Here is a 26,445-nt window from a genome sequence, read left to right as displayed (position 1 = left end):
CCTTTAGACTTCCTCATTCAGCCAACGCCAGACTTTACTCACCTGTTCTTCTACTTTTAGCAAAAGGCGATCGAGCCAGAGCAAGAATTTTTCCGTAGGCGATAGGATATATTCATGGCTGGTGGCTTGGGTTTCAATGTAATCTGGTGCAGGTTCTGGAGGTGCAGAGGCTTGGGGTTGACGAATCGATGAGGGTTGCTTGGGAGTGGAGATCGGGCCAAATAACTCTTCTGAGGTTAACCAAGGGTCATCGGTTTTGATAGGAGCGGGTTGGGCAATGGGTTGGCTTGAGGGAACATCATAATTAAACCCACTAGGTGGATGGAGATCTAAAGAAATCAGCCAAGGAGCGTTAGCGGTAAAGCTATTCAATTGGGCTGTAGGTTCGGGTGGCTGGGTTTGAGACTCCCCAAAGCTATCAATGGCTAGGGCAACTTCCCCTTTTTCTATCCAAGCCATGAGCTGCCAAAAGCGGCGTATGGGGGGCAATACGTCGGCCTGTTGAGCCAGAGTAGAGAAGGGAGTCTGAGGTAGGGCAGTTGGGGAGGGGGGGAGTAGTTTTTGGGCGATCGCCTGTTGGATTTTTTGCTGCTGTTCGGGCCTTAAAATATCTAGGGTTTGATTGGTCTGCGAAATCAGGACTAATTTGCCAGAGTCGAGTTGACTGGCAATACCTTGGAGCAGTTGTTTGGGCAGAGGATAGGCACTCGAAGGGGTAGGTTGAATTAAGGAAGGGAGTTTAACCGGTGGATTAAGTTGGATGACTTCCTCTAAAATTTCCAAAATGGGGGTATCCGCTTCCACCTCTTGCAGTTCTGGCCCTTTCAGCCAAGGCGTTACTTTTTGCTGAAATTGATGATTAATGGTGCGCCCACTTTGGAAGAGCCAATAAATGGGATAAACCATGACTTGGATTGTCCATTCGGCAGCAACTTTCAGGTGTCGTAGGGCGCGGTTTCCCCGGTCTAACCATTGTCGAGAATGGTAATGAAACCCGTTTAAAATCCGACTTTGATAGCGATCGCCAAGAGTCATGTTTTCCCTCCCATTAACCCGTATGATGGTGTTATTCTATAGCATTTGGGAGAGGGCGGGGGCGAGATGGGGGGAAGTGCAGATCGGCTATGACCCATTACTGATGACCCATGATGGATTTTGCTCTTTTTCAACAAACACTGGATCGATTGCGATCGCTCACTTGTCTGGATCTACAATCTCAATGGTTCTACTCTCCCGAAGATCTGCCCATCAACCAGGGCATTAATCCCGATACTTGGTTGTCCTGGAGTCCCGTGCAGATCAATGCCAAAGGCCATGTGGCTTGGGATAAGGGGCAAGTGCTTTGGCTCGGACAACGATTCACCGTTCCCCAACAGTTGCAAAACTATCCCCTAGAAGGATTATGCCTGAGATGGAGCCTGATGTGGTGGGCAGACCTTGCTCAGGTATTTGTTAATGGCGAATCTGTGCAGCAGGGAGATCTCTTTGATTGTGCCACTCGCATTTTATTATCTCCAGAAGTTTCCCCGGAAATGACGTTTAATTTAGCTGTGCGCTTGGTCAGTCCAGGGCACGATCTGGGGGCTATGGTGCGGAGTTTAGCCCTATTTGAGGGGCAAATTGGGCACGATCCAGCCTTTCTTGCGGATGAGTTGGAAGGCTTGTTTTTGTCTGGATCGGATGACCCCGTATTTTTAGAGGGGTTGATGGGGGTAATGACTGGGTTAGACTGGTCTAAGGTGGGCGATCGCCCTCAGTTTAATCGCCAGTTAGAACGATTAGGCGATCGGCTTTTAACCCTCAAACTTCCCCCTACTCCCCAGATTTTCCTCCTCGGCCATGCCCATCTCGATTTAGCCTGGTTATGGCCCGTTTCCGAAACCTGGAAAGCCGCCGAGCGTACCTTTACCTCCGTCTTGCAGTTGCAGGAAGAATTTCCCCAACTTACCTTTGGCCACTCGACTCCCGCTTTATATGCTTGGCTAGAAGAACATCAGCCCCACTTATTTAACGCCATTCAAAATCGCGTACATGAGGGCAGATGGGAAATCATTGCCGGATTGTGGGTCGAACCCGAATTCAATTTAGTCAGTGGGGAATCAATTATTCGTCAAGTCTTGTACGGACAACGGTATATTCTAGAGCGGTTTGGCATTCTTAATCGGGTGGCTTGGTTGCCCGATAGCTTTGGATTTTGTTGGCAACTACCGCAAATCTTTAAGTTGGGAAAAATTGATTATTTTGTTACTCAAAAGCTTCGATGGAATGATACCAATGAGTTTCCTTATGATGTATTTTGGTGGCAGGGTTTAGATGGTACTCAGATCTTAAGCCTGATGTCTGCACCCATTGGTGAAGGCATCGATCTGGTCAAATTAACCCGCTATGCCATGCAGATTAAAAAGAAGACAGGACAGGCACAAGTCCTTGGTTTACCAGGGGTGGGCGATCATGGAGGGGGGCCAAGTCGCGATATGTTAGAGGTCGCAGAGCGATCGCAAAATTCTCATTTTTTGCCTCGGATTCAGTTTACTACTGCTCACACTTATTTAGATCGTTTAGCTCAAGAGAAAGAGTATCCGATTTGGGAGGATGAGCTATATTTAGAATTTCATCGAGGCTGTTATACCAGTCATGCCGATCAGAAATATTATAATCGTCGCTGTGAACGGTTGTTATATCAAGCAGAGCTGTGGTCAAGTTGCGCTAGTTTGTTAACCGGGTGTGAGTATCCTAAACCTAAATTAGAACAGGCATGGAAAACTGTTTTATTTAATCAATTTCATGATATTTTGCCCGGTTCTTCTATTCCACAAGTTTTTGCAGAAGCTAATCAGGAATGGCAAAAAGTAGTCCAGGCTACAGAACAAATTATTCAGCAGGCTTTCAGGGCGATCGCTTCTCAAATCTCTTTCCCCCAAAGTCCGGCTTTAGGAGCGCAACCCCTGCTCATTTTTAATCCTCTTAATTGGTCTCGTTCTGAAGTTGTTTGTCTGACTCTTCCAGAGGGGATGATTTCGGCTAATGTTGTTGATTTAGAGGGACAAAAGCTAGTTAGTCAAATTGATAGTAATAATCTCTATTTTTTAGCTAATAATATCTCTTCTGTTAGCTATAAAATGGTCTGGTTACTGCCGAACAAAACAGATCTTTTATCCCTCAATTTTCCAAAGGATTTTACCCTCGAAAATGAAGCAGTCACAGTCGCGATCGATCCCGAAACAGGGGATATCTTAGAATGGCGCGATCGCCAGCATCATCAATCTATTTTGAGCGGGTTGGGTAACCAACTCCAAGGATTTGTCGATCGGGGTCAATATTGGGATGCTTGGAATATTGATCCTGATTATCAAAACTTCCCTTTACCACCCACAAAGCTAGAAGAAATTAAATGGGTGACTTATGGGGAATTGGTAAAAAAAATAAAAGTTGTTCGGACGTTGGGCAATTCTGAAATCACTCAATACTATACATTATTAGGTCATGAAAATCAACTCAGAATTACTACTCATATCAATTGGCAAGAACGTCAGACTCTTTTGAAGGTAAGCTTTCCGTTGCTCTTACAAGCCAATTATATGACTTATGAAATCCCCTGTGGTGTGATTCGCCGTCCTACGAGATTCAAGACTAAGCAAGAAGAAGCCAAATGGGAAGTCCCTGCACTCAACTGGGCTGATTTAACTGATCAAGATCGAGAGTATGGAGTAAGTCTAATTTCTGATTATAAATCGGGCTACGATCCTCACCCCAATCAATTAAGATTAAGTTTATTACGGGGGTCAACTTGGCCCGATCCTCAAGCGGATTGGGGAGAGCATGAATTTAAGTATGCTCTCTATCCCCATGTGGGCAGTTGGGAAACAGCAGGAACTGTCCAACGGGGATATGAGTTTAACCATCCTTTACAAGTGTATTGCTGTCCTTTATCAGAGCCAGATAGTGGAGGAATTTTGCCCACCCAAATGACGGGTTTAGAGTTTTCGTCAAACTCGTTTATTTTGATGGCTGTGAAGCCATCTGAGAATCATCCACACCATTGGATTATTAGAGGTTATGAATCCCAAGGAAAAACCCAGAGTATACAAATGAAAAATAATCTCGGTCTGGATGAAGGCAAGCGGATTAATTTATTAGAAGAAGAGGACGAAAACAATCCCTTAGAGATTCAACCTTGGGAAATTCTGACGTTGAAGTGTCGCCAACAAAGAATCGAGAAGGTGGATTGAGGATCGAGAGTAAAGAAAAATTAATATGATTCATAACTCTTCCCCTATGCTAAACTGAGGTGTGAAGATTAAAATCGGTAGATAACTTGGTTCGCTTTAATTGGCTTGAAGGGTACGAGTATCTCCGGGTATAAACTTCGATATGCTATTGATTCTAGAGTGAGTTCATGACTGTATATATTGGTAACCTTTCTTTTAAAGCCGAAGAAAACGATCTCAGGGACGTCTTTTCAGAGTATGGCACTGTGACCAACGTTTTTCTACCCGTTGACCGTGAATCAGGTAAGAAGCGGGGTTTTGCGTTTGTAGATATGAGTACGGAGGCAGAAGAAGCTAAGGCGATAGAAACCCTTGATGGAGCGGAGTGGATGGGAAGAATGATGAAGGTAAATAAGGCTAAACCGCGTGAAAACCGTGAATCCCGTGGTCATAATCGCAGCCGATGATTGTCCGGTTAAGACATCAGGAGGAAAGTTGAGTCCCTTGGCTGGAGGTGAAAGTTCAGTCAAAGGACTAAGCGGGAAAAGACCTATGATGATAACGATGATGAGTCGAAGCGTTAAGAAACAGGCGATCGCCAAATCCCAAAGTCCAGTTGGGCAAGAACCGGATTTCCAATCTCGTTTCAACCGACAGGGTTTACCCAAAAATAATCTTCATCAATACCGCACTATTGGCTCTAGTGTGTGCTAAACTGTCTACTGAAGACTAAAATCGGTAGATCACTGTGTTTGTGTTAATGCTTGGCGTATCTCCGAATAGCAACTTCTGCACCTAAATGATTCTGGAGGTATCGCATGTCCGTTTATATTGGGAATTTGTCCTATAAAGTTAATGAAGAGGATGTTAGAGAAGTCTTTGCTGAATATGGCAGTGTAACGCGTGTAAGTTTGCCCGTTGACCGGGAAACCGGTCGGATGCGGGGTTTTGGATTTGTGGAAATGCAAACGGAAGCTCAAGAAGATCAAGCCATTGATGAACTCGATGGAGCTGAATGGATGGAGCGGGTTTTGAAGGTTAACAAAGCCAAACCCCGTGAAACTCGCTCAAACAGACAACCACGCTACTAAGACGCAACATCGAATAGGAAAGGATTCAGAGACAACTACAACGAGCGGAACTGAATCCTTTGTAACTCAAGACCTATGATTGGGAACCAACTCAATTCATAGGTTTATCTGCAATCGATTCTAGAGGTAATTCATGACAGTTTATATCGGTAATTTATCTTATGAGGCCACGGAAGACGACCTAAGATCAGTTTTTACTGACTATGGTTCCGTCAAGAGAGTCTCTTTGCCGACTGACCGGGAAACTGGTCGGATTAGGGGGTTTGCTTTTGTAGACATGGAGAAGGAAGCGGACGAAGACAGTGCTATTTCCAATCTTGATGGAGCGGAATGGATGGGTCGCCAGATTAGAGTGAATAAGGCCAAACCCCGTGAGGATAATCGAGGACGTAGAGATAGAGACCGTAGAGAGCGCTATTAAGATAGCGATCGGGTAAGTATATCCGCCTCTTCAGACATAACTGGAAGTCAAAAACCAGGAAAGTCTAGCATTAATTTGATAAGGCTTCAAATCCATTAGAAGCGATTCAGACACAGAAAACACAGAAACTTTCTTCTTAGTGTTGTTTGTGTCTTTTTTAAGGCCTTTTTTCCTGTGCTGCTGATTTCCTATGAGATTAGAACTCGATACTTACGCCGATCTTCACTCTCCTGTCCATCATTGGGAACCTCGATGTAAGTTCATTGGCTTAATGGGGTTAATTTTTGCCTTTTCAGGAATTCAATCTTTAATCTTGTTACCCATAATATTGGCAATAACCTTAGTTTTATATGCTATCTCTGGCCTCCCCTGGTCTTTTTTAAGGCAACGTTTGCGCTATCCAGGCTGGTTTTTGTTGGGGATCGTGATCTTTTTACCCTTCATCGCTGGAGAAACGGTGCTGTGGGAATGGGGAATATTTGCCTTGCGTTTGGAGGGATGTTTAGCCGTAATTTTAATCAGTGTGCGCTTTGTTTGCATTTTGGTGGTGGCTCTGATTTTGTTTGGTACAGCTCCCTTTTTGCTTATGATTAAGGCAATGGGACAATTGGGGTTACCTTTGGTGGTAGGAGATATGATGCTTTTGAGCTATCGTTATTTAACTGAATTTGGCGATCGCCTGAAAACCCTGAAAATAGCTTCTCGTTTGCGGGGATTTGACCCCAAGCGCTTCAGTTGGCAAAATATTCAAACCTTAGCCGCTTTAATCGGCACTCTCCTAGTGAGAACCTATGAACAGTCTGAGAGGGTTTATCAAGCCATGCGTTTGCGGGGATATGGTAATACTCATGGCATGTTAAGATATGCCTCATCTATCCATCCCCTTGATTATATAGCGACTATAGGAGTCTTGGGGATTGCCCTAGGGTTGGCGATCGCTCAAACCCTGCTTAACTCTTAATCCTTACCCTTTGTAATTCCTGAGTTAGAACCTCCTATGTTAATCAACTATGGTCGAGAAATTCCGCCCTACGAACAAGACATTACTCGAATCGGTTACATTCAAAGCTATGGAGCATTAATTGCTCTAGAAGAAAGCTCTTTTAGAGTCATTTACGTCAGTGAAAATATCGGCGATCTGTTCAGCATTTCCCCCCAAGAATTACTCGGTCATACTGTAGATCGGATACTCGATCAAAACCACCTAGAAGAGTCTATTGCTCAATTGCCTGACTCTGGAATTTTGCCCATTTATACCCCAATCAAAATCAAAAACACTCTTAAAATCATTTCTGCCTTTATTCATCGCAATATTGATCGGCATATTGTCCTTGAATTTGATCGCAATTTATCAGTTGATAACCTTGAACTGTATTCTCTATTAAGCCTAACCCAGGAAGTCAGTAAAAAGCTCAAAGCAGATATCAACTTACAACGATCTTGCCAAACCTTAGCTGAAGAAATGAAAAAAATCACTCAAATCGATCGAGTGATGGTTTATCAATATGATGAAGACTTTAATGGACAAGTCATTGCTGAAGCTAAAAATTTCGATCTGGAACCCTTTTTGGGTTTATATTTTCCCCGACAAGATACTCAATTTACTTTAGAAATATTAGATAAAATTTGGATGAGGATGATTCCAGATATTCATGCAAAAACTATTCCCATATTATCCCATCCCCAATCGGTTGGCGAGGAAAATCTCAATTTAAGCCATTCCATTTTACGGGGATATTCCAGTTGTCATCAAGAATACTTGCAAAACATGGAAGTGGGTGCGAGTCTAGTCTTTTCTTTGAAAAAAGAAGAAAAGTTATGGGGCTTACTCTCTTGTCACCATAATAGCCCCAAATATATCCCCTATGAAATCAGGAAGGTTGGAGAATTCATCTGTCAACTCTTTTCCTTAGAGTTGAGTACCAAAACCGATCATGAAATCTATGAATATCGGGTTGAATCTAGTAGTGTTCAATCTCAACTGCTGGCTTTTATGGGTCGGGATCATACCTTTGTTGATGGTTTGGTTAATCATCGACCCAATTTATTAGATTTAGTCAATTCCCAAGGCGCTGCCATTTTTTGGAACGGCTCCTATACTACTCTAGGAAAAACTCCCGCAGAAAAAGAGCTGAACAAGTTAATTCAATGGCTCAATCAACATCCAGAAAAAGATATTTTCTACACTCAAAATTTATCCCATGTTTACTCAGGAGCAGAAACTTTCCAGGGAATAGCAGTGGGATTATTAGCGATTCATATCCCCTACAATAATTATCTCCTCTGGTTTCGACCCGAAGTCCTCCAGACTGTTAATTGGGGAGGAAATCCCTATGAAAGTTATCGAGAAATTAGGGATGATGAGAATAACATCAAACTCTTGCCGCGCAATTCTTTTGAAGCCTGGAAGGAAATTATTCGCGGTACATCTTTGCCCTGGAAAACTCATGAAATAGAAGCCGCTAAAGAATTGCGTAAGTCTCTCATTCATATTATCTTAAATCAAGTGGATGAATTATCCAAATTGACCAAAGAGTTAGAGCGCTCTAATGCAGAACTAGAAAAATTTGCTTATATTGCTTCCCATGATTTACAAGAGCCATTAAATCTGATTGCTAGTTATGTGGAATTACTGGGAATGCGTTATGAAGATCAATTCGATCGAGATGGTAAAGACTTCCTAGAATTTGTGGTGGAAGGAGTCAGCCATATGCAAGGTTTGATTGATGATTTATTAGCCTATTCAAGGGTGGGGAGAAAAGGACAAGAGTTGATACGGGTGAATTCTCAGGATTGTCTCAAACGCAGTTTAAGCAATTTACAGGTGAGAATTGCTGAAATGGAGGCTCAGATCGCCTATGATGCTCTACCGGAGATTGTGGCTGATCCCACTCAATTAACACAACTGTTTCAGAATTTAATTAGTAATGGGTTAAAGTTTCATCGGGATAGCACTCCTGAGATTTATATCGGAGTTCGAGAAGAGACAGAAGAGTGGTTATTTTGGGTACAGGATAATGGAATTGGTATCGAGAAAGGAATGACCGATCGTATTTTTACGATTTTCCAACGTCTCCACACTCGCGAAGAATACCCAGGCACGGGAATTGGACTAGCTATATGTAAAAAAATAGTGGAATTTCACGGAGGAAGAATATGGGTAGAATCGGATTTAGGTGCAGGATCGACCTTTTACTTTACTTTGCCTAAGCGAACTATCTAAGTGCTGAAGGGTTTAATTAGTACGAGGTTTAGACTTGACATTAGAGATCTCTATGATTATGATTACTTGAAAGCAATTAACATTTTTTAATATAAAACGTAGGTAATAACTTAAAATGACTCATTTGGCTCAACCTCATCGCATTTTAATGATTGAGGATAATTCGGCCCATGTACGTTTAATTCAGGAAGGGTTCAAGAAAATGACGGAACCGTATCAGATTCAATCCGTAGGCAACGGGGTAGATGCGATCGCCTATTTGCGTTCTGAGCCTCCATTTACTGAACGCATCCTTCCAGATCTGGTGCTGCTAGACCTAAATTTACCCCGAAAAAATGGTCGAGAAGTATTAGCAGAAATAAAAGCCGATCCAACTCTAAAACATATTCCGGTTTTGATTTTAAGTACATCTCAACGACCCGAAGATATTCAAGAAACCTATAATTTACATGCAAATTGTTATCTTCATAAACCCAGTAATCTAAAACAGCTTTTTCATCTGGTTGAACAAATCGAAGTATTTTGGTTTCGCACCGTTTCTCTGCCTCTGGCTTGATCCCTAAAGGTTTTTGGCTAAATAGTTAACTTTTGTAAACAAAAGATAACTTTGATGTTCTAAGGGAGAACATTCCTTCTAGAATATGAAAATAGGCTTAAAAACTGTATCATAAATATCAAAATGGTTGGGAAGGGTGATTGGCTGTGGAAGACCCCTTAATTGAGATCTTGTTAATCGAAGATAACCGTGCAGAAGCTCGTCTCTTACAAGAGCGTTTAAAACAAGCGCCCTCTATGGAAGTTGAAGTAACTCATGTGAGTCGGTTATCAGAAGCGCTCCATCAACTGGAGGAGCAGGTGTTTAAAGTGATCTTGCTGGATCTGAGTTTACCGGATGCTGAGGGGCTAGAGTCCCTGTCTCCTCTAATCGAGAAAGCGCCAGATGTACCGATTATTGTACTTACCAATAATACCGATAGTTCCTTGGCGGTTGATGCAGTGCGTCAAGGGGCGCAAGATTATTTGATCAAACGGCAGTTAAATACGGAGCTGCTGATGAGATCTCTGCGCTATGCGATTGAACGCAAACAAGCTTCTGATGCTCTGCGAAAAGCGAATGAAACCTTAGAAAATCGGGTGGTTCAGCGCACCAGTGATTTAGTGCAAGCGAATCTGCGTCTGAAACAAGAAATTAGCGATCGCCAGAATCTTGAACAAGCCCTTCAGCAAGAGAAAGAACTGGCTCAAATCACGCTCAACTCTATTGGTGATGCAGTGATTGTCACCAATCTGAAAAATAAAGTTGAATTCCTCAACCCCATAGCAGAAAATCTGATTGGTTTAACCAGTGGTGCAACGCAAGGCAAATCGGTTCGGGAAATTTTCTCTAGCAGCGATATTAAGCAAAAACCGATTGAATTCTTAGTGAGTCAAAGCCTAACCACGGGAAAAATTATCAAAGTCTCGAACTACAGCCTGTACTCCAAGAGCGATCGCCAACAGTACATTATTGAACTATGCATTGCTCCTATCCGTTTCAAGGGCGATCGCATCGTGGGAACTGTGATTGTTTGTCGAGATGTCACCTCAGCCCGCAATCTTGCCCATCAACTCTCTTGGCAAGCCAGCCACGATCCCCTCACCGGCTTAATTAATCGCCGCGAATTTGAGCAATGCTTAAAAGCTGCTCTTCTAGAAACCCATCAATTTAATCAACAGCATATTTTATGCTATTTAGACTTAGATCAATTCAAAATTGTCAATGATACCTGTGGTCATTCTGCCGGAGATCAACTTCTGATTCAAATCACAGCAATTCTCCAAAGTAAAATTCGTAAAACGGACACTTTTGCCCGTTTAGGTGGAGATGAATTTGGGTTATTGTTGCATTACTGCTCCCTGGCAGAAGGACAAAAAGTTGCTCAGAAAATCATTGAAACCATTCAAGGTTTTCGCTTTGTTTGGGAAGACAAACTGTTTACAATAGGAGTCAGTATTGGCTTAGTCCCGATCGATCGCTTAATTAACAATGAACATATTGCCCTAAGTGCGGCAGATACGGCAATGTATGCGGCCAAAGATGGTGGACGGAACCGGATTCATATTTACCAAGCTGAAGATCGGGAAGTGGCTAAACGCCAAGGGGATATGGAATGGGTCGCTCGAATTAATCGCGCCTTAGAAGAGAATCAATTTTGCTTGTATATCCAGCAAATTATTCCCATTAATTCTACATCCAAAAATCGCCCTTGTGGTGAATTATTTATCCGCATGATTGATGGCAATGGAACACTGATTCCTCCTATGGCATTCTTACCGGCGGCTGAACGTTATGATTTGATGCCAGAAATCGATCGATGGGTAATTCGTAATTTATTTAAACAGTTATCAAGTCACATCAGTGAAGGATCGGGAAGTAAATCTACTCGCCTTTTGAAGCCCATTTATTTGGTCAATTTATCAGGAGCTAGTTTTAATGATGTTTCGTTTTTAGAGTTTCTTAAGGAACAATTTTGGTTATATCATATTCCACCCTCTCTAATTGGTTTTGAGATTACAGAAACGGTGGCCATTACTCACTTAAGTCAGGCAGTCAGGTTTATCACGGAATTAAAAGAGTTGGGTTGTCAGTTTGCTTTGGATGATTTTGGCAGTGGCATGTCTTCATTTACTTATTTGAAGCAATTACCGATTGATTACTTAAAGATTGATGGAACATTTATTAAAAGTTTGATTGACGATCCTGTGAATCGGGTGATGGTTGAATCGATTCAGCGTATTGCCCAAGTGATGGGTTTGAAAACGATTGCCGAATCGATTGAAAATCAAGGAATTTTAGAGCAGGTGCGAGGCTTGGGGATTAACTATGCTCAGGGTTATGGGATTCATAAGCCCCATCCGTTTAATCTGGGAAAAAAGCTTGAGTTTAACTATGGTACTTTGGGGGGATAAATACCAGGGAAGGCGATCGCCTAGAAGCGAAAATACAGATAACGTAAGCGGAAAAGACTTGAGCAATATCTCTCGGACTAATTGGGAAGCATTAGAGAATGGGGATATCGTCAGGATGAGGGTAATCATCTAGGATAGGATAAAGCAGAATCTTAGCTAATGGAGTTTCTAGACAATGAATAAGCGTCAACAGTTAATTGAAGAACTTGAACAAGTGCCCGATGATGTAGTGCAAAAAGTTCTAGAGTTTTTACATCGAATTCAAGTCAGTAAAACAGAACACCCTCTGGCAAAATTTGTCGGGATTTTAAGTGATGCTGAGGCAGAGGAGATGCAGCAAGCTATTCGGCAAAATTGCCGGCAGGTAGATGAAAATGAGTGGTGATACCATTTCTCTATGATGATGCGTTTAATAGTTTTGCCGTAGTGGATTGTTTCAGCTAATTTGATGCATTAAATTTTGTTTGTAGTGAGCGCTTTAGTGCTAAAGCGCCAACACCGAACGGTAAAATCGACACGAATTATATTAAGTCCGGATAAAGGGTGAAGAAGCGGGCAAGATGCCCGCACTCCTCTAATCCCTTGATATTACTGGAGTGGGAGCGTCTCGCTCCCTAAATTTTTAATCATGGTATTTCCGCTTCGCGGACATGAACAATCGGACTTGATATTAAGTGCAAACTTAAAGAGAAATGGTATGAGATAGCTTTAGATACTTCAACTTAATGAAATTTCCCCAAGAAACGCTCTAACCATTTGCGTCGCCAGGTGAGGCGCAGGAGATACATCCACAGCAAAACGATCGCCAGAATAAACGCATAATCTGATACCGATAAGAGCGTCAAGTCAAAGAAGGTTCTCACGGGGGCGATCGCCAAAATCAAGCCGTATAACCCCAACAAACTCAACGCAACCGCCGTATATCGCCAATCTCCGCTCAGGGGTTCCACCGCCACCCAGAACCGGGTTGGGGGTTTGAGAAACAACATTAAGGTTAAGCCGCACAGGATTAAGAGGGTGACTAAGGCGCTGCGGGGAATGGCTAATAACTCATTATCAATGATGACGATTCCATCACGGCTCACCGCTCGCCAAACACTGGTGACTAAATAGCCTAAATAGACGATTAATCCGGCTAAGGTTACTGATAATGTAGCCGGTAAAATAAACCTGAATAAAGAGTGTACGCGGTTTTCACTCTGTTCTCCTCCGGCTTTAGCATAAACGGGCAAACTCATACTCGGAAAGCCCACGGAAAGCGCCGTTACCAAAGCACTATGTTTATTCAATAAGGGAAATGTGCCAATCACTTGACCGGTGGCTAAAATGAGTAAGGTAAACGAAAAAATGCGGATAATAAACAACTTCAAAACATCCTGAATTCCGTTTTGAATGCGTTGCCCTTCCAAAAAAGCAAAGGGGAGGGACACAAACGAATCTTTTAATAACACTAAATCCGCTACTGCTTTAGTGGCTTTACTGCCACTTTCCATGGCTATCCCCAAATTCGCTTGTTTCAGGGATAAAACATCATTGACTCCATCCCCAATCATGGCTACATAAATTCCTTTTTGGCGTAATTCTTTGACCAATTGGGCTTTTTGATCGGGGGTAATGCGCCCAAAAATGGTATAGTCTTGTACCACTTGCGGCCATTGGTGGGGTTCAATTTGGGCTAACTCCGCTCCCGAAATCATGGCTAGATTGCCCTTTAATCCGACTTGACGGGCGATCGCCTGTACCGTCTGCGGATAATCTCCCGAAATAATCTTCAGTTGCACCCCTGCTTGCTGGAATCCTTGCAGCGTTTCTAACACGCCCGGACGCAATTGATCCCCTAAAATTACCAATCCCAAAGGCACAAGGGTGGGGGGAATGGCGGGGGTATTTTCCCCATCATAAAGGCTCACCACCGCTTCAGAACCGGCAAACAGCAAGACGCGATAGCCTTGTTCTGTCCACTGGTGGATGGTTTCCCGGATCTCCTCAGCCAGGGGAATGGTGCGAGCAAGAATATCCGGAGCGCCTAAGACATAGGTTCCTTGAATTTCACCTGTGGCAAAAATGCAACCGCTCCACTTGCGTGCCGAGGTAAAGGGAACTTCACTATTCACCGGTTGGGGGGGGTGGGGAAGGTAGCGAGCGATCGCCTCACTGGTGGCATTTTGCGTCGTTGCACTGGCTGCAAACACCCCTAAAATCTGCTCTAAACGCGCTCTATCTCCCTGAATCGTCTCCAACTGATGCACCTCAATTTGATTCGCGGTTAGGGTTCCCGTCTTATCTAAACAGAGGATTTCCACATGGCTTAGGGATTCCACGGAATTCGCCTGTTGGATTAGAATATCTCGATCCAGCATCCGCACCGCTCCCAGAGCATAGGCGAGAGTAATCGATAAATAGAGGCCCGCAGGCACTAAACTAGAGATCACCGCCGCTTTTTGCACCCCATCAGGGACTGAAAGGGTACGACTGAGAACGGCGATCGCCACTAAAATCCACAGAAAACCAGCCACTAAGATAAAGATGCGAATCACCAGGTTAATCTGTTGTTGTAAAGGTGTATACACCTGTCGCACCGCCCTAGCCCCCGAAGCCAGGCGATAGGCTAGGGTTTCCTTGCCCACCTGTTGTGCTTCATAATACCCATTCCCACTAATGCAAAACGTGCCAGAGAGCAGGCGATCGCCCGGTTTTTTCACAATCGCATCACTCTCCCCCGTCAATAGGGACTCATCCACCTCCATCTGTCCCTGCAACAGCTCCCCATCCACCATAATTTGTTCTCCAGGAATCAGATGCAACACATCCCCCTGTACAATCTCACGAGGATCGAGAGTATGTTCTTGGCCATTGCGTATCACCAAAGACTGAGGACGAGTCAACAATGCCACCTTATCTAACTTACGCTTTGCCCAAATCTCCTGACAAACACTTACCATCACCGCACTAAATAACACCACAATCACAATCGCCCCATCACTGTAGCGTCCCAGGGAAACCAGCAGCGTAAAAATCGAAAAGAACACCCCATTAATGAAAGTAAACACAGTTTCCCGTAGAATATCTTGGTAGGAGCGACTATTGGGCAAATTCACATTATTATGCAAGCCTGACCGATAGCGGCTTTTCACTTGCTCGTCTGTTAATCCAGTGGGTATAGGGTGAGGATTTACCATAAGTCATTTTGAATGGAAAATAGAGCATCAATAATAGAGAATGGGTTAACTCTTTCCCTTGAAAAACCCATTCTCTTGTCCGGAGGATCGCAATTGTCTCTCAATTGTGAACATTCGTCTACTTGCCAGCAGACCGTAATTAAAACATCCTGAATTTTCAAGGAGTATGGAGCAGGATTAGCCCTGAACCAAATACTTATCGAGCAACAGTCCCAACTTTTCGCGGGTTGCATCCGGGATAAACTCTGGTCGAGTAACAATCGCATATTTTAACGCCGAATGGGCCTCAGAAACTGGTGGATTTTCATGCAGCCGACGCACGGTTTCTTGAATCACTTTTTGGGCATTTTCCGCATTATGATATAAATTATCTAGAATCATCTCAACCGTCACATGATCGTGATCCGGATGCCAACAATCATAATCGGTAACTAAATTCAAGCTGCCATAGGCAATTTCCGCTTCTCTCGCTAATTTAGCCTCCGGTATATTAGTCATCCCGATGACTGTTGCCCCCCAACTGCGATAAAGTTTAGATTCTGCTTGGGTAGAAAAAGCAGGGCCTTCCATACACAGATATGTCCCCCCTTTATGTAGGGTTATGTCCGGTAAATCTAAACCTTCAATCGCTTCTGCCAAAACTTGGCTGAGTTGGGCGCAAACCGGATGACCAAAACCAATATGAGCTACAATTCCCTCACCAAAGAACGTAGATACTCGATGTTTAGTGCGGTCAATAAATTGATGAGAGATGACCAAATCGCGGGGTTTAACTTCTTCTTTGAGAGAGCCAACTGCCGAAGCAGAAATAAGATATTCAACCCCAATTTTTTTGAGAGCGTAAATATTAGCCCGAAAAGGGATCTCAGAGGGCATAAGATGATGACCTCGACCGTGACGGGCGAGAAAAGCCACCGGAGCGCCTGAAAGTTGACCAACAATCAGAGGAGCAGAAGGGGAACCAAAGGGCGTTTCGATGGAGATTTCTTGCACATCTTGCAAGGCTTCCATTTGATAGAGTCCACTGCCACCAATAATACCGATTTTAGCGTGACTTTCTGTTGAATAGGTCATAAAAAAGATAAGTCAAGAAAAGAACTTCTGCCCTACCTTATCACCAAACTCGGATCGTTTAGAGGATGGAGTCGGGAATGAGGAGCAGATTTTATGTTACTCTGTAGTTCAAGTTACGAGATGCAATTGCTGTGACCCTTAATCCTCCTGATACCCTCAAGAAAGAACCGCAAACTGCCCCAAAAGCTGGTCAACCGGCGACTCGGATTTTCTGGTCTACGTTTATCACCATTTTCTTAGCCGAAATTGGGGATAAAACCCAAGTGACGACTCTGCTGATGACCGCAGAATCCCATTCTCCTGTGATTGTTTTCCTCGGTGCGGGAAGTGCTTTAGTTTTAACCAGTTTCCTAGGTGTTTGGGTGGGTCAGTGGTTAGCCTCCCATCTGACTCCTCGTCTACTCGATACCTTAGCGGGAGGTATTTTGTTGATTGTTTCCGTGGCCTTATTGTGGGATATGCTACAGATTTAAGAGGAAAAGAGGCGATCGCCCAAATTAACAAGCCAATCCTTAAACTGTATTATAATGTAGTATGACAACACCTGCTGTATTAAAAAAAATTAATGACTTCAGACCGTTTAACTCAGATCAGCAAATATCTCAGTAAACAATTGATTGTTGAGAAAACCTTAATTTGATCCCAATCTTATGGACTCTTTTTATTTCGATCATCCTCAAAACTATCCGAACTATAACAACCAAGCCCAAAGTCGAGGGTTACTCAGCAGTGGCTGGCGACCCCTAAACCGTGAATTTGATTGGGAGCATTTTAGCTATTTACTCGCCAATGACTTTTGGGAACTCAACAACAAAACCATGGGAGCCGTAAGTGACCTAGCCGATGCTTTGGGTCGCAACCAGTATGCTTGGTGGGCTAATATTTTCAACCTCTTCTCTGAAAATACCCGCTATAACCTGGAAGAATATTGGGACTATATTACCCCCCAACCGCCGTTTCCCGACTATCGCTATAAAGATGTACTCATGACGGAAACGCCTGTAGTACAATCAGTAAGTCGCGATCGCATCCCCATTGATTTCGTCCTCAACCGTCTACAAGAAATCACCGTCTTCAAAATCCTCGCCCTCCTCGACAAACCCGACGTAATCACCCAATACTATCTCGACCGCTATTTCTACTATCCCATCAATCGCTTTAACCAAAAAACCGGTATCAACACCTCCTCTAGCCAATCGTCCAAAGACTTTTGGGAGCGTCTAGAAATCCTCGGAACCGTCTATTCCTGTTGGGAAGAAGCCAAAGTTTGGTTACAAGTCGAAAACCTCGGACGAGGAAAACGGCGCTATACGCTCATTGCAAACAACCTTGCCCCCCTCGTCAACAAAGCCACCTATAACCTAGCCGTCATGCTCAGTGGCTATCAAAGCCGTGTGGGACAAGTGCAAAGCCACTTTCCCATCCGCACCTTTCCCACCGATATCCAAGGATTCACCGACACCGTACAACAGAGCATCCTTGACCAAAAACAACTCGCCATCCTTGTCCATGGGGAACCCGGAACCGGCAAAACCGCCTGGACGCAAGCCGTAGCCAAAGAAATCCTCATGCCCCTAGGATATGTGATTTTCATCCTCGATCATGATGCCGTGGAAAACTTTGTGCCTCCCACCTACCTGGAAAAAATTTGTCTCGTCATCAACGAAGCTGATAATCTGGCTCAAGACCGCTCTATAACCGCCAAACAAGACAACACCAAAACTGAGCATATCTTGAGCTTATTAGATGGAACCCTCTATCAAAGCGTCATCGATGAAGATGGCATTCAACTGCAACAACGGCTCGTGGTGATGATGACCTGTAACACCACAGAACGCCTCGATCGCGCTATGCTGCGTAAAGGTCGAGTCGATCTGATGCATCACTTTACCCATCACTTTGTGTAATCGGCATCTCCTAATGGGAACACCGATGGAAATCATCAAGGCATTTGGCGGGCAAAAGGGCTATTTTAAGGCCGTGCGGGAGTTGGAAGCCTAGTTATACTTGAGTAATGAATACAGCGCAAAGCGCTGTATCGGTGGACAGTAAAAGATCCCCCCTTGCCCCCCTTAAAAAGGGGGGAATAGGAAAACCCCCTGCTTTTTAAGGGGGATTTTCCGCAAGCGGACATGAAAGGGGGATCAAGATGTCCCACATAAAGCGCGAAAACTGCTGTAATGAGTAAACGGGTAGGGTGGGGCAGTGCCCACCTTACAAAATTTGACTTGCTCCCTAGGGGAGACAACGAGCGAGACGCTCGCACTCCCTAAAACCCAATGCACTCATTGAGTGCAGTCACAGCACTTGGAATCTGGATTACTCATTACTCATGACTCATTCAGATGAATCGGAATTTGAATCGTAAATTGGCTCCCCCCATCAGGCAATGGGGTATAACTCAGTTGTCCTTGATGTTGCTCCACAATAATTTGATAGCAAATGGAAAGCCCCAAACCACTCCCCTTACCGACGGATTTAGTCGTAAAAAATGGATTAAAAATTTGCGTTTTTATCTCATCTGGAATTCCAACCCCATTATCCTTAAAACAAATTTGCACTTGTTCATCGTTCATCAGGTGAGTGCTAATTTCTAAAGTAGGAATAGAATCATCCGAAGCTAAACCATCAAAGGTTTGATCTTCTAGGGCATCAATAGCATTTTCAATCAGATGCAGAAAAACTTGATGAATTTGTCCAGAATAGCAGGTGACTTTAGGCAACTGACCATAGTTTTTGATCGCTTTAATAGCTGGTCGATTAGGGTTTTGGTGCAATCGATGTTGAACAATTAATAGGGTACTCTCAATCCCTTCATGTAAGTCTACGGATTTAATCGCGGCTTCATCGAGTCTAGAAAAAGTCCGCAGTCCCAAAACAATCCCATGAATTCTTTCCACACCACTTTCCATGGAAGTCATCATCATCTTGAGATCGTCAATCACAAAATCTAAATCAATTTCTTCCGTAAACGCTTTAATATCTTCTGTCGGTTCAGGATAATTTTTCTGATATTTTTTTATGGTATCGACTAAATCATCTAAGTAATCTCTGACATAATGGACATTACCGTAAATAAAGCTGATCGGATTATTAATTTCATGGGCAATACCTGCAACCAGTTGTCCCAAGCTGGCCATTTTTTCACTTTGAACCAGTTGTAATTGAGTTTTCTGAATTTTCATTAAAGCGGCTTCTAAACGCTCAGTTTGTTGTTTCAGCTCTGTTTCTCGTTCTTCTAGAGATACCTGAATTTTTTTGCGATCGCAGATTTCTTGCTCTAAAATCACATTTTGTTGGGCCAGCATTTTTTGTGCTTGTCGCAGTTGTAACTGATTTTGTACCCGTACTAGCACTTCTTCAATTTGAAAAGGTTTGGTAATATAATCTGAGCCACCGACACGGAAAGCTTTTACCTTATCAATCACATCGTCTAATGCGCTCAAAAAAATGACGGGTATTTCTTGGGTTATTTCATGTTCCTTGAGTTTAGTACAGACTTCATAACCATTGAGGTCGGGCATATTAATATCGAGCAAAATTAAATCCGGTGGTTTCGCTTGAGCCGCTTTGAGTCCCATGGCTCCATTAATCACGCTTCTGACCTTATATCCTTGCTTACCTAACAAACTCGACAGCAAGCGAAGATTGTTGGGCATATCATCAATCAACAAAATATTAGCGGGTTCTGGATGATTGGGAGTGTGATTCATGGGAGGGAAAGCGAGTTAAGCTACACTATAAAATTTAACAATTGCATATATTAGCGAGTAATAAACTGGTGACTTTCTTGGCGAATACACTCTTCTGTTATCTCACAAATCGCTTCAAACTGGAAATTATCGACCCAATTACCTAACTGTTGTCTCAATTCTAATTGAGAGGTGGGGAGTTGGTCGATCAAGGGCACAATAAGATCGGCATCGGCTTCAGTTGCTCCTTTTTGTAAGGCTGCAATCCATTCTATCGGTTGTTGGGCCATGGCATCTGCAAGGGAGAATTGGGCAGCTTGAGGGGGGGAGTTGGGATCAGCATCACTTTCTGGTTCTGATTCATAAGTATATTCTAGTTCTAAATACTGAGCAATTTTCTCTAAAATTAGGGATTCAGGAAAGGGTTTATGGACTAAATCATTACATCCGGTGTCCAACATCTGCTGACGCTCTTCTTCAAAGGTACTGGCAGTGGTGACGATGATGGGAACAGGGGTGAGGGCACGTTGCTGTTCTCGTTGACGGATAGTGGCGACTAGACCATAACCGTCTAGGATGGGCATCCGAATATCGGTTAAAATCAAATCTACTGATTCTTGTTCCCACAGCGCAAGGGCTTCTTCTCCTTGAGTGGCTGCTTGCACTTCAAAGCCTAAAGGAGTGAGCAAGCAACGGAGAATTTCCCGGTTTTCCCATTTATCATCCACGACTAAAATGCGATAGGTTTGGTCTGTGGAGGCAATGCCTTGAATTCTGCGCTCGACTCTAGGTATGGGTTCTGTTGTCTGTGGATTAGAGATGAGGGGGAGATCAAACGTAAAGACGGTTCCTAGATTGAGTTGACTTGATACGGTGAGGGTTCCTCCGAGGAGATGGACTAATTGGCGGCTAATGGTTAATCCTAGTCCAGTTCCTTCCTGGGATTGTTTGCCACTTTGGGTTTGTTCAAAGGGTTGAAAAAGTTGGTCTAATTCTTCGCTGGCAATCCCCATACCGGTGTCGGAGATGGTAAATTCTAGAGTGTCTGGTTGATTGGCAAGGGCGATGGTTAAGGAAATTACGCCTTGATCAGTGAATTTTATGGCATTACTGAGTAAATTGAGTAGGATTTGGCGTAGTTTCTGTTCATCGGTGTAGAGTTGATCGGGGACATTTGCTTGAATTTCGATCTGGAGATCGAGGCTTTTCTTTTTGGCTTTGAATAGTAAGATACTTTCTAAATGATGGATGAATGTGGGTAAGCTAAAGGAGTGGGGTAAAAGCTCTAGTTTTCCGGCTTCGATTTTGGATAAGTCTAAAATGTCGTTAATTAGGCCGAGTAGATGTTGGCTACTGCTGTAGATGGTTTGTAGTTGTTCTTGATGTTTGCCGGGTAAGTTTTGCTCTTTAACCATAATTTGGGTGAATCCGAGAATGGCATGGAGCGGTGTACGCAATTCATGGCTCATTTTGGCGAGGAATATGCTTTTGGCTTGATTGGCTTTTTCGGCGGCTTCTTTGGCTTGGAGGAGTTGCTCGGTATGGGTTTGTACTCTTTCCATGAGGGCGTTGAGGGTTTTACCCAGGGTGGCGATTTCGTCTTGGGTGTGGATGGGTATTCGGAGTTGCCAGTTTTCGTCTTGGGTGGCGGTGCTGGCTAAGTGGGTGAGTTTTTCTAGGGGACTGAGAATGGCTTGGGTGGTGCGTAGGGCGATCCAACCGGCGATCGCCACGGCTAAGAGGCTACTGGTAATAATAATGCTTTTTTCTAGACCTTGGGCATTTTCGAGTTCGACTTCGGCTTGCCGAGCTTGCTGTTGAGCCATGATCAGCATTCGATCGAGGGTAGTGGCTAAGTCTTCTAATTCTTGTTGTTGGGAGAGAATCAGGGATCTGAGTTGATTGTTCTGCTCTTCTAAGGAAATATTCGGTTGGTTAATAATCTGTTGGATGCGATCGCTATATTGGGCTAAGGCTTGGATATACTGGTCTAAAAATGGCCCAAAGGTTTCTACAGGAACGGCTAACCAGGCGGGATTACCTGTGATAAAGGTTTGTAGGTTTTGATGGATGGTGTCGATCTGCCCTAGGTTGTCTTTGAGACTGTTTTGGTAGAGTTCTAGAGCTTGGCGATCGCCGACTACAGTGGTGAGTAAAAGGGCGAGTCGCTGCGATCGCTCAATTTCCACCTGGAAATGAACCAACAATTGAGCCTGAATATTCGCATCCGCCAATTGTAGAATTCCCTGTCCTTGATAATAATCCGCCACCACCAAGCCAACTAAGGAACCCGCTAATCCTGTGCCAATGGCTAACACATAACCCGATCCGATCTTGTCCCGGATACGCCCTAACCTAATGCGATTCCACTGCTGTTTGATCTGACGAGTTATGTTACCCATTGCGATCATCAATTTACCTGTTGAGAGAGTTGCTCACTAATTAACTGATGGACTCGATCGAATTGGAAATCATGAACCCATTCAGTCAGACACTCACGCATCTGTGAGTTAGGAATAAAGATTTCATCAATTAATTTGAGGAGTAATTCTTCTTCAGCCGCTAAAGTTGCTTGTTGCAGTTTTATCCAATCTGAGGATTGAACATAACTGAGATCTTCGATTTCAAAGAGTTGCGGTTTGATCTCCAAATCTGTATTCAGGGGTTTGAGATGGGCTGGTATGGAATACTCTATGGGTTCTGAAGGGACAGTGGAGACTAAAGAAACATCGAGTTTGACAGGTAGAGTAAACCGGAACTTACTTCCTTTTCCTACCTCCGATTCTACGGTTAGCGCACCTCCCATCAGTTCGACTACTTGTTGACTAATGGGTAAACCCAAACCCGTTCCTTCTTGAAAACCGCGATCGCTCGAACTTTGTACAAAGGGTTCAAATAAGTGATTCAACTCACTCGGCGCAATCCCAATTCCGGTATCTTGAACTTCACAGACTAAGGTTGCCTCCTCCAAGGTTCTATCATGGGAGAAATCTACCCGCACATTAATCCCCCCTTGGGGAGTAAACTTGAGAGCATTACCTAATAAATTAATAAACACTTGGCGCAATTTTCCCGAATCGGCTTCAATAAAAGGAGGAACCTTAGCCGAAACATCAAAAGACAAATTTAACCCTTGATGATCTGCTTTAAGTTTAAACATTTGATAGAGGGTACTGAGCATATCGTACAAATTGAAGCGAGTCTGATGGAGTTCCATTTTTCCGGCTTCTATTTTTGACCAATTTAACAAATCATTAATCAGGTCTAATAAATGTTCCCCACTGTTATGAATCACTTTCAGATAACCAAAATGCTCTTCAATTTGAGCCGGACTCAGAGCCGTAGGATTAGCACTCAAATGGCGGATCATCACCTGTGTAAACCCTAGAATCGCGTTGAGGGGAGTACGCAATTCATGGCTCATTTTTGCCAAAAAATTACTTTTAGCCTGATTGGCCGTTTCTGCCACTTCCTTAGCCCTAGAGAGGGCTTCCATCACTTCTTTGCGCTCAGTAATATCACGAGCAATCCAAATGACAGCATCACCCATGCCAGAGGCATCCGTAATCGGGGCAATCGTGGCAGAAAACCACAGGCTTTGATCTTCTATGATGAGTTGATATTCGGTTTGTAGGGTGGTTTGAGTATTCAAACTCTCCCAGATCCAATTGATAAAGGTCGCTGATTGTTCCGATTCAAAGATATCTTGTACACTTTTACCAATCAGGTGGGAAGGCATTTGGTAAAGGGGTTTGGGAGTGGTCGGGGCAATATTCAGGATGTAGCCTTGGGCATCAAAGACCAAAATTACATCAGTGATCGCACTGAAGAGAGTTTTGAATTCTGTAGTGACTTGTTTTTGATGGAGAATGCGACCAAAGTCGAGGGCCCGATAGGAGAGTTGTTTTACCCAGTAGGGATCTTGGAAGGACGAATAATGGGTAAAGAATACTAAAATTCCCAAGGTGGCAGACCGTCTAGGAATCAGGTTAGGCGTTAAGGTTTCTTGAGCAGGGATGGGAATTGGCAGGCCAAAGGCAGCTCCTAGACCGACTTTATGGGCTAGGGTTCCCCTAGAAAAAATATCATTATCTTGGGAGAGGTTCCCAAACCATTGGGGTTGGTTACTATGCCAGACTTGTCCGGGGATATCTTCTTCGGGTAGGAGGATGAGGCCTTCGGTGTAGTGGCGGAAGTCTTGTAGGGTATTGAGATGATCGGGGGAGAGGGTTTGGGTATTTTTGTACCAGATGGGACTACATTGGAGGGCGCTTTTATCAGCCGTGGGAATCCAGGCCTCGGCATAAGTCCAACCGGTGAGTTGACAAATTTGTTCGAGGATCAGGTGGAGGGTGCTGGGAAAGTCAGTTGTGGTATTTAAGGTCTGTTCTAGGGTGAGAAGGAGGTTGGAGGAGACTTCTGGGGGCTGATGTTGATCGTTGTCTGGGGGAGGTGAGGGGGTTTTAGGGGGTTGGCGAAGCTGACGGTGTAAGGTGTAGGTGTTTTTGATTCCTAAAGCGGTGGTTAAGAGGAGAGTTATCCAGGTTAACTGGATGGCTGGAGGGATGGGGAGTCCGCTTCTTAAATATACCCATGCACTTAGTCCGATGGCGATCGCACTTGAGAGGCATAACGGAGCGACTAAAAGGATGGGGAAGAAGGGAGATCTGGACATACTTCTAGGGAATCAGAAAATTCATGCTAGGGATGAGGGGTGTAGATGCCGCTTTGAGTGGTCACGGTTATAGCTTATCGTAGAAGTCTACCATTGGGGATTAGATTGCAGCAGGGCAGTCGCTTCTCTGATATTGAGGGGTTTGGCAAACCAATAGCCTTGGCCAAAATCACAGTTGAGTTGTCTGAGGATTTCCAGTTGTTTTGGGGTTTCTATGCCCTCAGCGACCACTTTCATGTTCAGGGTTTGGCCAATTTGGATAATGGGGGGAATCAGGCCAAGATCTGAGGGGTCTTGACTGAGGGTGTTGATAAAGGAGCGATCGATTTTTAGAATATCGATGGGTAGGGTATGGAGATAGGACAGGGAAGAGTAGCCCGTACCAAAGTCATCTAGGGAAATGTGAATGTCTCGATCTCGGATTTCATGGAGGAGGGTGCGGGCGTGCATGGGGTTTTCAATCAAGGCACTCTCGGTGATCTCCATGGTGAGGCACTGGGGCAAAATCTGGGTTTGGGTGACGGTTTCGGCCACTTTTTCCATTAGGTTTATTTGGGAGAATTGGCGGACGGAGAGATTGATGCTGATTTTAAGGCTGTCATTTTTGAGGGTTTGTTGCCAGATTTTGAGTTGATGACAGGCTTGCTGAAAGACCCAATAGCCAATGTCGTTGATCAGTCCGGTTTCTTCGCAGATGGGGATAAATTCTCCAGGGCTGATCAGTCCTTTTTGGGGGTGTTGCCAGCGCACGAGGGCTTCAAATCCACTGATTTTACCCGTTTGCAGGTTAATGATGGGTTGGTAGTGAATGAGAAATTCTTGGTGTTCTATGGCTTTGCGGAGTGCGGTTTCTAGGTTGAGCCGTTTGAGCGCCAATTCGTGCATGGTGGGGTCAAAGACATGGTATTGTCCTTTACCCATGGCTTTGGCTTTGTACATGGCGGTGTCGGCATCTCGGAGGACATATTCGGGTTTGTGGTAGTCCGGATGGCTGAGGACAATGCCGATACTGGCGTTAATAAAGACTTCGTGGTGTTGGAGTTGGAAGGAGTAGGAGAGGCTCTTGAGGATGGTTTCTGCTAGGTTTTGAACTTCTTCTAGGCTGCCCGTCGATTCTATGAGTATGGTAAATTCGTCTCCGCCTAGGCGAGCGAGGAGCATGTTGGGATCTAGGAGGCTGTTGATTCGTTGGGCGATCGCCTGGAGGAGTTGATCGCCGACGAGATGGCCGAGGGAGTCATTGATTACTTTGAAGCGATCGCAGTCTAGGAATAAAACGGCAAATTGGCGATCTGAACTCATCTTGAGACCTTGGATAGCCGATTCGAGTCGTTCCATAAATAAAGCCCGGTTTGGTAGTCCCGTTAAGGAATCATGAAGAGCCATATCCAACAGTTTCTGCTGAATTCGCTTGCGTTCCTGAATTTCTTGGCTTAAGGCTTGATTACTTTCTTGCAGTTTTTGCGTTCGTTCTTGAACTCGTGCTTCGAGTTTTAAATTTAAATCTTTCAGTTCATTTTGAGTTGTTTTCAGTTTCAATTGATGTTTGACTCTTGCGAGAACCTCTTCAATTTGAAAGGGCTTACTAATATAGTCACATCCTCCCACTCGGAAGGCCTTAACCTTATCAAAAACCTCATTTAATGCACTGATAAATATAATCGGTATTTCTTGAGTTTCATCAATTATTTTAAGTTCCTGACAGACTTGATACCCATTCATTTGGGGCATATTAATATCAAGTAAAATCAAATCCGGCGGTTTTGCCTGAGCTGCTTTAATCGCTGTTCTACCATTCATAACACTCCGCACTTTATAACCCTGTTGACTCAGTAAATCAGAGAGCAAACGTAAATTTTCTGGAGTGTCATCAACCAGTAAAATATTGTATTTATTAGAATCTTCTGAGTTATAAAAAACCATGAATTCACCA

At 43.9% G+C, this 26,445-nt stretch carries 19 protein-coding genes; 12 read left to right on the top strand and 7 right to left on the bottom strand.

The genetic code is table 11. From position 1 onward, the window contains the following. Nucleotides 1-3 precede the first annotated feature (3 nt). Nucleotides 4-1,035: a hypothetical protein gene (locus tag PMG71_RS17430; RefSeq protein WP_283754985.1), complete on the bottom strand. Its 1,032-nt coding sequence runs from the start codon at nt 1,033-1,035 to the stop codon at nt 4-6. A 110-nt stretch (nt 1,036-1,145) separates the two neighbouring features. Between PMG71_RS17430 and PMG71_RS17425 the strand changes: the two genes are divergently transcribed. The 10 genes from PMG71_RS17425 (at nt 1,146) to PMG71_RS17380 (ending at nt 12,277) form a co-directional block, all read left to right on the top strand. Beyond that, on the top strand, nt 1,146-4,229 hold the full coding sequence (locus tag PMG71_RS17425) for an alpha-mannosidase (protein WP_283754984.1): 3,084 nt from the start codon (nt 1,146-1,148) through the stop codon (nt 4,227-4,229). A 167-nt stretch (nt 4,230-4,396) separates the two neighbouring features. Further along, the gene (rbp, locus tag PMG71_RS17420; protein ID WP_283754983.1) at nt 4,397-4,675 is read left to right on the top strand and encodes an RNA-binding regulator; all 279 of its coding nucleotides are present in this window, start codon (nt 4,397-4,399) and stop codon (nt 4,673-4,675) included. Between the two features lie 85 nt (nt 4,676-4,760). After that, nucleotides 4,761-4,922 (top strand): hypothetical protein, encoded by a 162-nt coding sequence (locus PMG71_RS17415; RefSeq protein ID WP_283754982.1) that lies wholly within the window; start codon nt 4,761-4,763, stop codon nt 4,920-4,922. 104 nt (nt 4,923-5,026) lie between these two features. Next, nucleotides 5,027-5,299, top strand: a complete 273-nt coding sequence (gene rbp, locus PMG71_RS17410) for an RNA-binding regulator (RefSeq protein ID WP_283754981.1) — start codon at nt 5,027-5,029, stop codon at nt 5,297-5,299. Between the two features lie 133 nt (nt 5,300-5,432). Beyond that, entirely contained in the window at nt 5,433-5,720 is a 288-nt protein-coding gene (gene rbp / locus PMG71_RS17405) for an RNA-binding regulator (protein WP_283754980.1), read from the top strand. A gap of 190 nt (nt 5,721-5,910) precedes the next feature. Then, on the top strand, nt 5,911-6,681 hold the full coding sequence (gene cbiQ / locus PMG71_RS17400; protein ID WP_283754979.1) for a cobalt ECF transporter T component CbiQ: 771 nt from the start codon (nt 5,911-5,913) through the stop codon (nt 6,679-6,681). A 36-nt stretch (nt 6,682-6,717) separates the two neighbouring features. Further along, a complete protein-coding gene (locus PMG71_RS17395; RefSeq protein ID WP_283754978.1) occupies nt 6,718-8,943 on the top strand; it encodes an ATP-binding protein in 2,226 nt (741 codons plus the stop codon). 115 nt (nt 8,944-9,058) lie between these two features. Next, nucleotides 9,059-9,499, top strand: coding sequence for a response regulator (locus PMG71_RS17390; RefSeq protein WP_283754977.1), 441 nt, complete (start codon nt 9,059-9,061; stop codon nt 9,497-9,499). Between the two features lie 146 nt (nt 9,500-9,645). Next, nucleotides 9,646-11,892: an EAL domain-containing protein gene (locus PMG71_RS17385; RefSeq protein WP_283755083.1), complete on the top strand. Its 2,247-nt coding sequence runs from the start codon at nt 9,646-9,648 to the stop codon at nt 11,890-11,892. A gap of 175 nt (nt 11,893-12,067) precedes the next feature. Continuing rightward, nucleotides 12,068-12,277 (top strand): hypothetical protein, encoded by a 210-nt coding sequence (locus PMG71_RS17380; RefSeq protein WP_283754976.1) that lies wholly within the window; start codon nt 12,068-12,070, stop codon nt 12,275-12,277. 337 nt (nt 12,278-12,614) lie between these two features. On the opposite strand, the gene PMG71_RS17375 is transcribed toward PMG71_RS17380, so the two are convergent. Continuing rightward, on the bottom strand, nt 12,615-15,071 hold the full coding sequence (locus tag PMG71_RS17375; protein WP_283754975.1) for an HAD-IC family P-type ATPase: 2,457 nt from the start codon (nt 15,069-15,071) through the stop codon (nt 12,615-12,617). Nucleotides 15,072-15,248: 177 nt separating this feature from the next. After that, nucleotides 15,249-16,145 (bottom strand): S-methyl-5'-thioadenosine phosphorylase, encoded by an 897-nt coding sequence (locus PMG71_RS17370; RefSeq protein WP_283754974.1) that lies wholly within the window; start codon nt 16,143-16,145, stop codon nt 15,249-15,251. A 131-nt stretch (nt 16,146-16,276) separates the two neighbouring features. Here PMG71_RS17370 and PMG71_RS17365 point away from each other — a divergent pair, with 131 nt between their 5' ends. Together PMG71_RS17365 and PMG71_RS17360 are read left to right on the top strand one after the other, a co-directional pair. After that, nucleotides 16,277-16,618: a TMEM165/GDT1 family protein gene (locus PMG71_RS17365; RefSeq protein ID WP_283754973.1), complete on the top strand. Its 342-nt coding sequence runs from the start codon at nt 16,277-16,279 to the stop codon at nt 16,616-16,618. A gap of 177 nt (nt 16,619-16,795) precedes the next feature. Then, nucleotides 16,796-18,052 carry an AAA family ATPase gene (locus tag PMG71_RS17360; protein WP_283754972.1) on the top strand — a complete coding sequence of 419 codons (1,257 nt, stop codon included), beginning with the start codon at nt 16,796-16,798 and terminating at the stop codon, nt 18,050-18,052. Nucleotides 18,053-18,475: 423 nt separating this feature from the next. Here PMG71_RS17360 and PMG71_RS17355 read toward each other — a convergent pair whose 3' ends face one another. The 4 genes from PMG71_RS17355 to PMG71_RS17340 form a co-directional block, all read right to left on the bottom strand. Then, nucleotides 18,476-19,858 (bottom strand): hybrid sensor histidine kinase/response regulator, encoded by a 1,383-nt coding sequence (locus PMG71_RS17355; protein ID WP_283754971.1) that lies wholly within the window; start codon nt 19,856-19,858, stop codon nt 18,476-18,478. Nucleotides 19,859-19,908: 50 nt separating this feature from the next. After that, entirely contained in the window at nt 19,909-22,239 is a 2,331-nt protein-coding gene (locus PMG71_RS17350; protein ID WP_283754970.1) for an ATP-binding protein, read from the bottom strand. Nucleotides 22,240-22,247: 8 nt separating this feature from the next. After that, nucleotides 22,248-24,512 (bottom strand): sensor histidine kinase, encoded by a 2,265-nt coding sequence (locus PMG71_RS17345; protein ID WP_283754969.1) that lies wholly within the window; start codon nt 24,510-24,512, stop codon nt 22,248-22,250. Between the two features lie 87 nt (nt 24,513-24,599). Then, nucleotides 24,600-26,435 (bottom strand): two-component system response regulator, encoded by a 1,836-nt coding sequence (locus PMG71_RS17340; RefSeq protein WP_283754968.1) that lies wholly within the window; start codon nt 26,433-26,435, stop codon nt 24,600-24,602. Nucleotides 26,436-26,445 lie beyond the last annotated feature (10 nt).

This window comes from Roseofilum acuticapitatum BLCC-M154, from assembly GCF_030068475.1.
GTDB lineage: Bacteria > Cyanobacteriota > Cyanobacteriia > Cyanobacteriales > Desertifilaceae > Roseofilum > Roseofilum acuticapitatum.
Note: the sequence above shows the minus strand (reverse complement) of the source record. Positions and strands in the feature narration are given on the sequence as shown.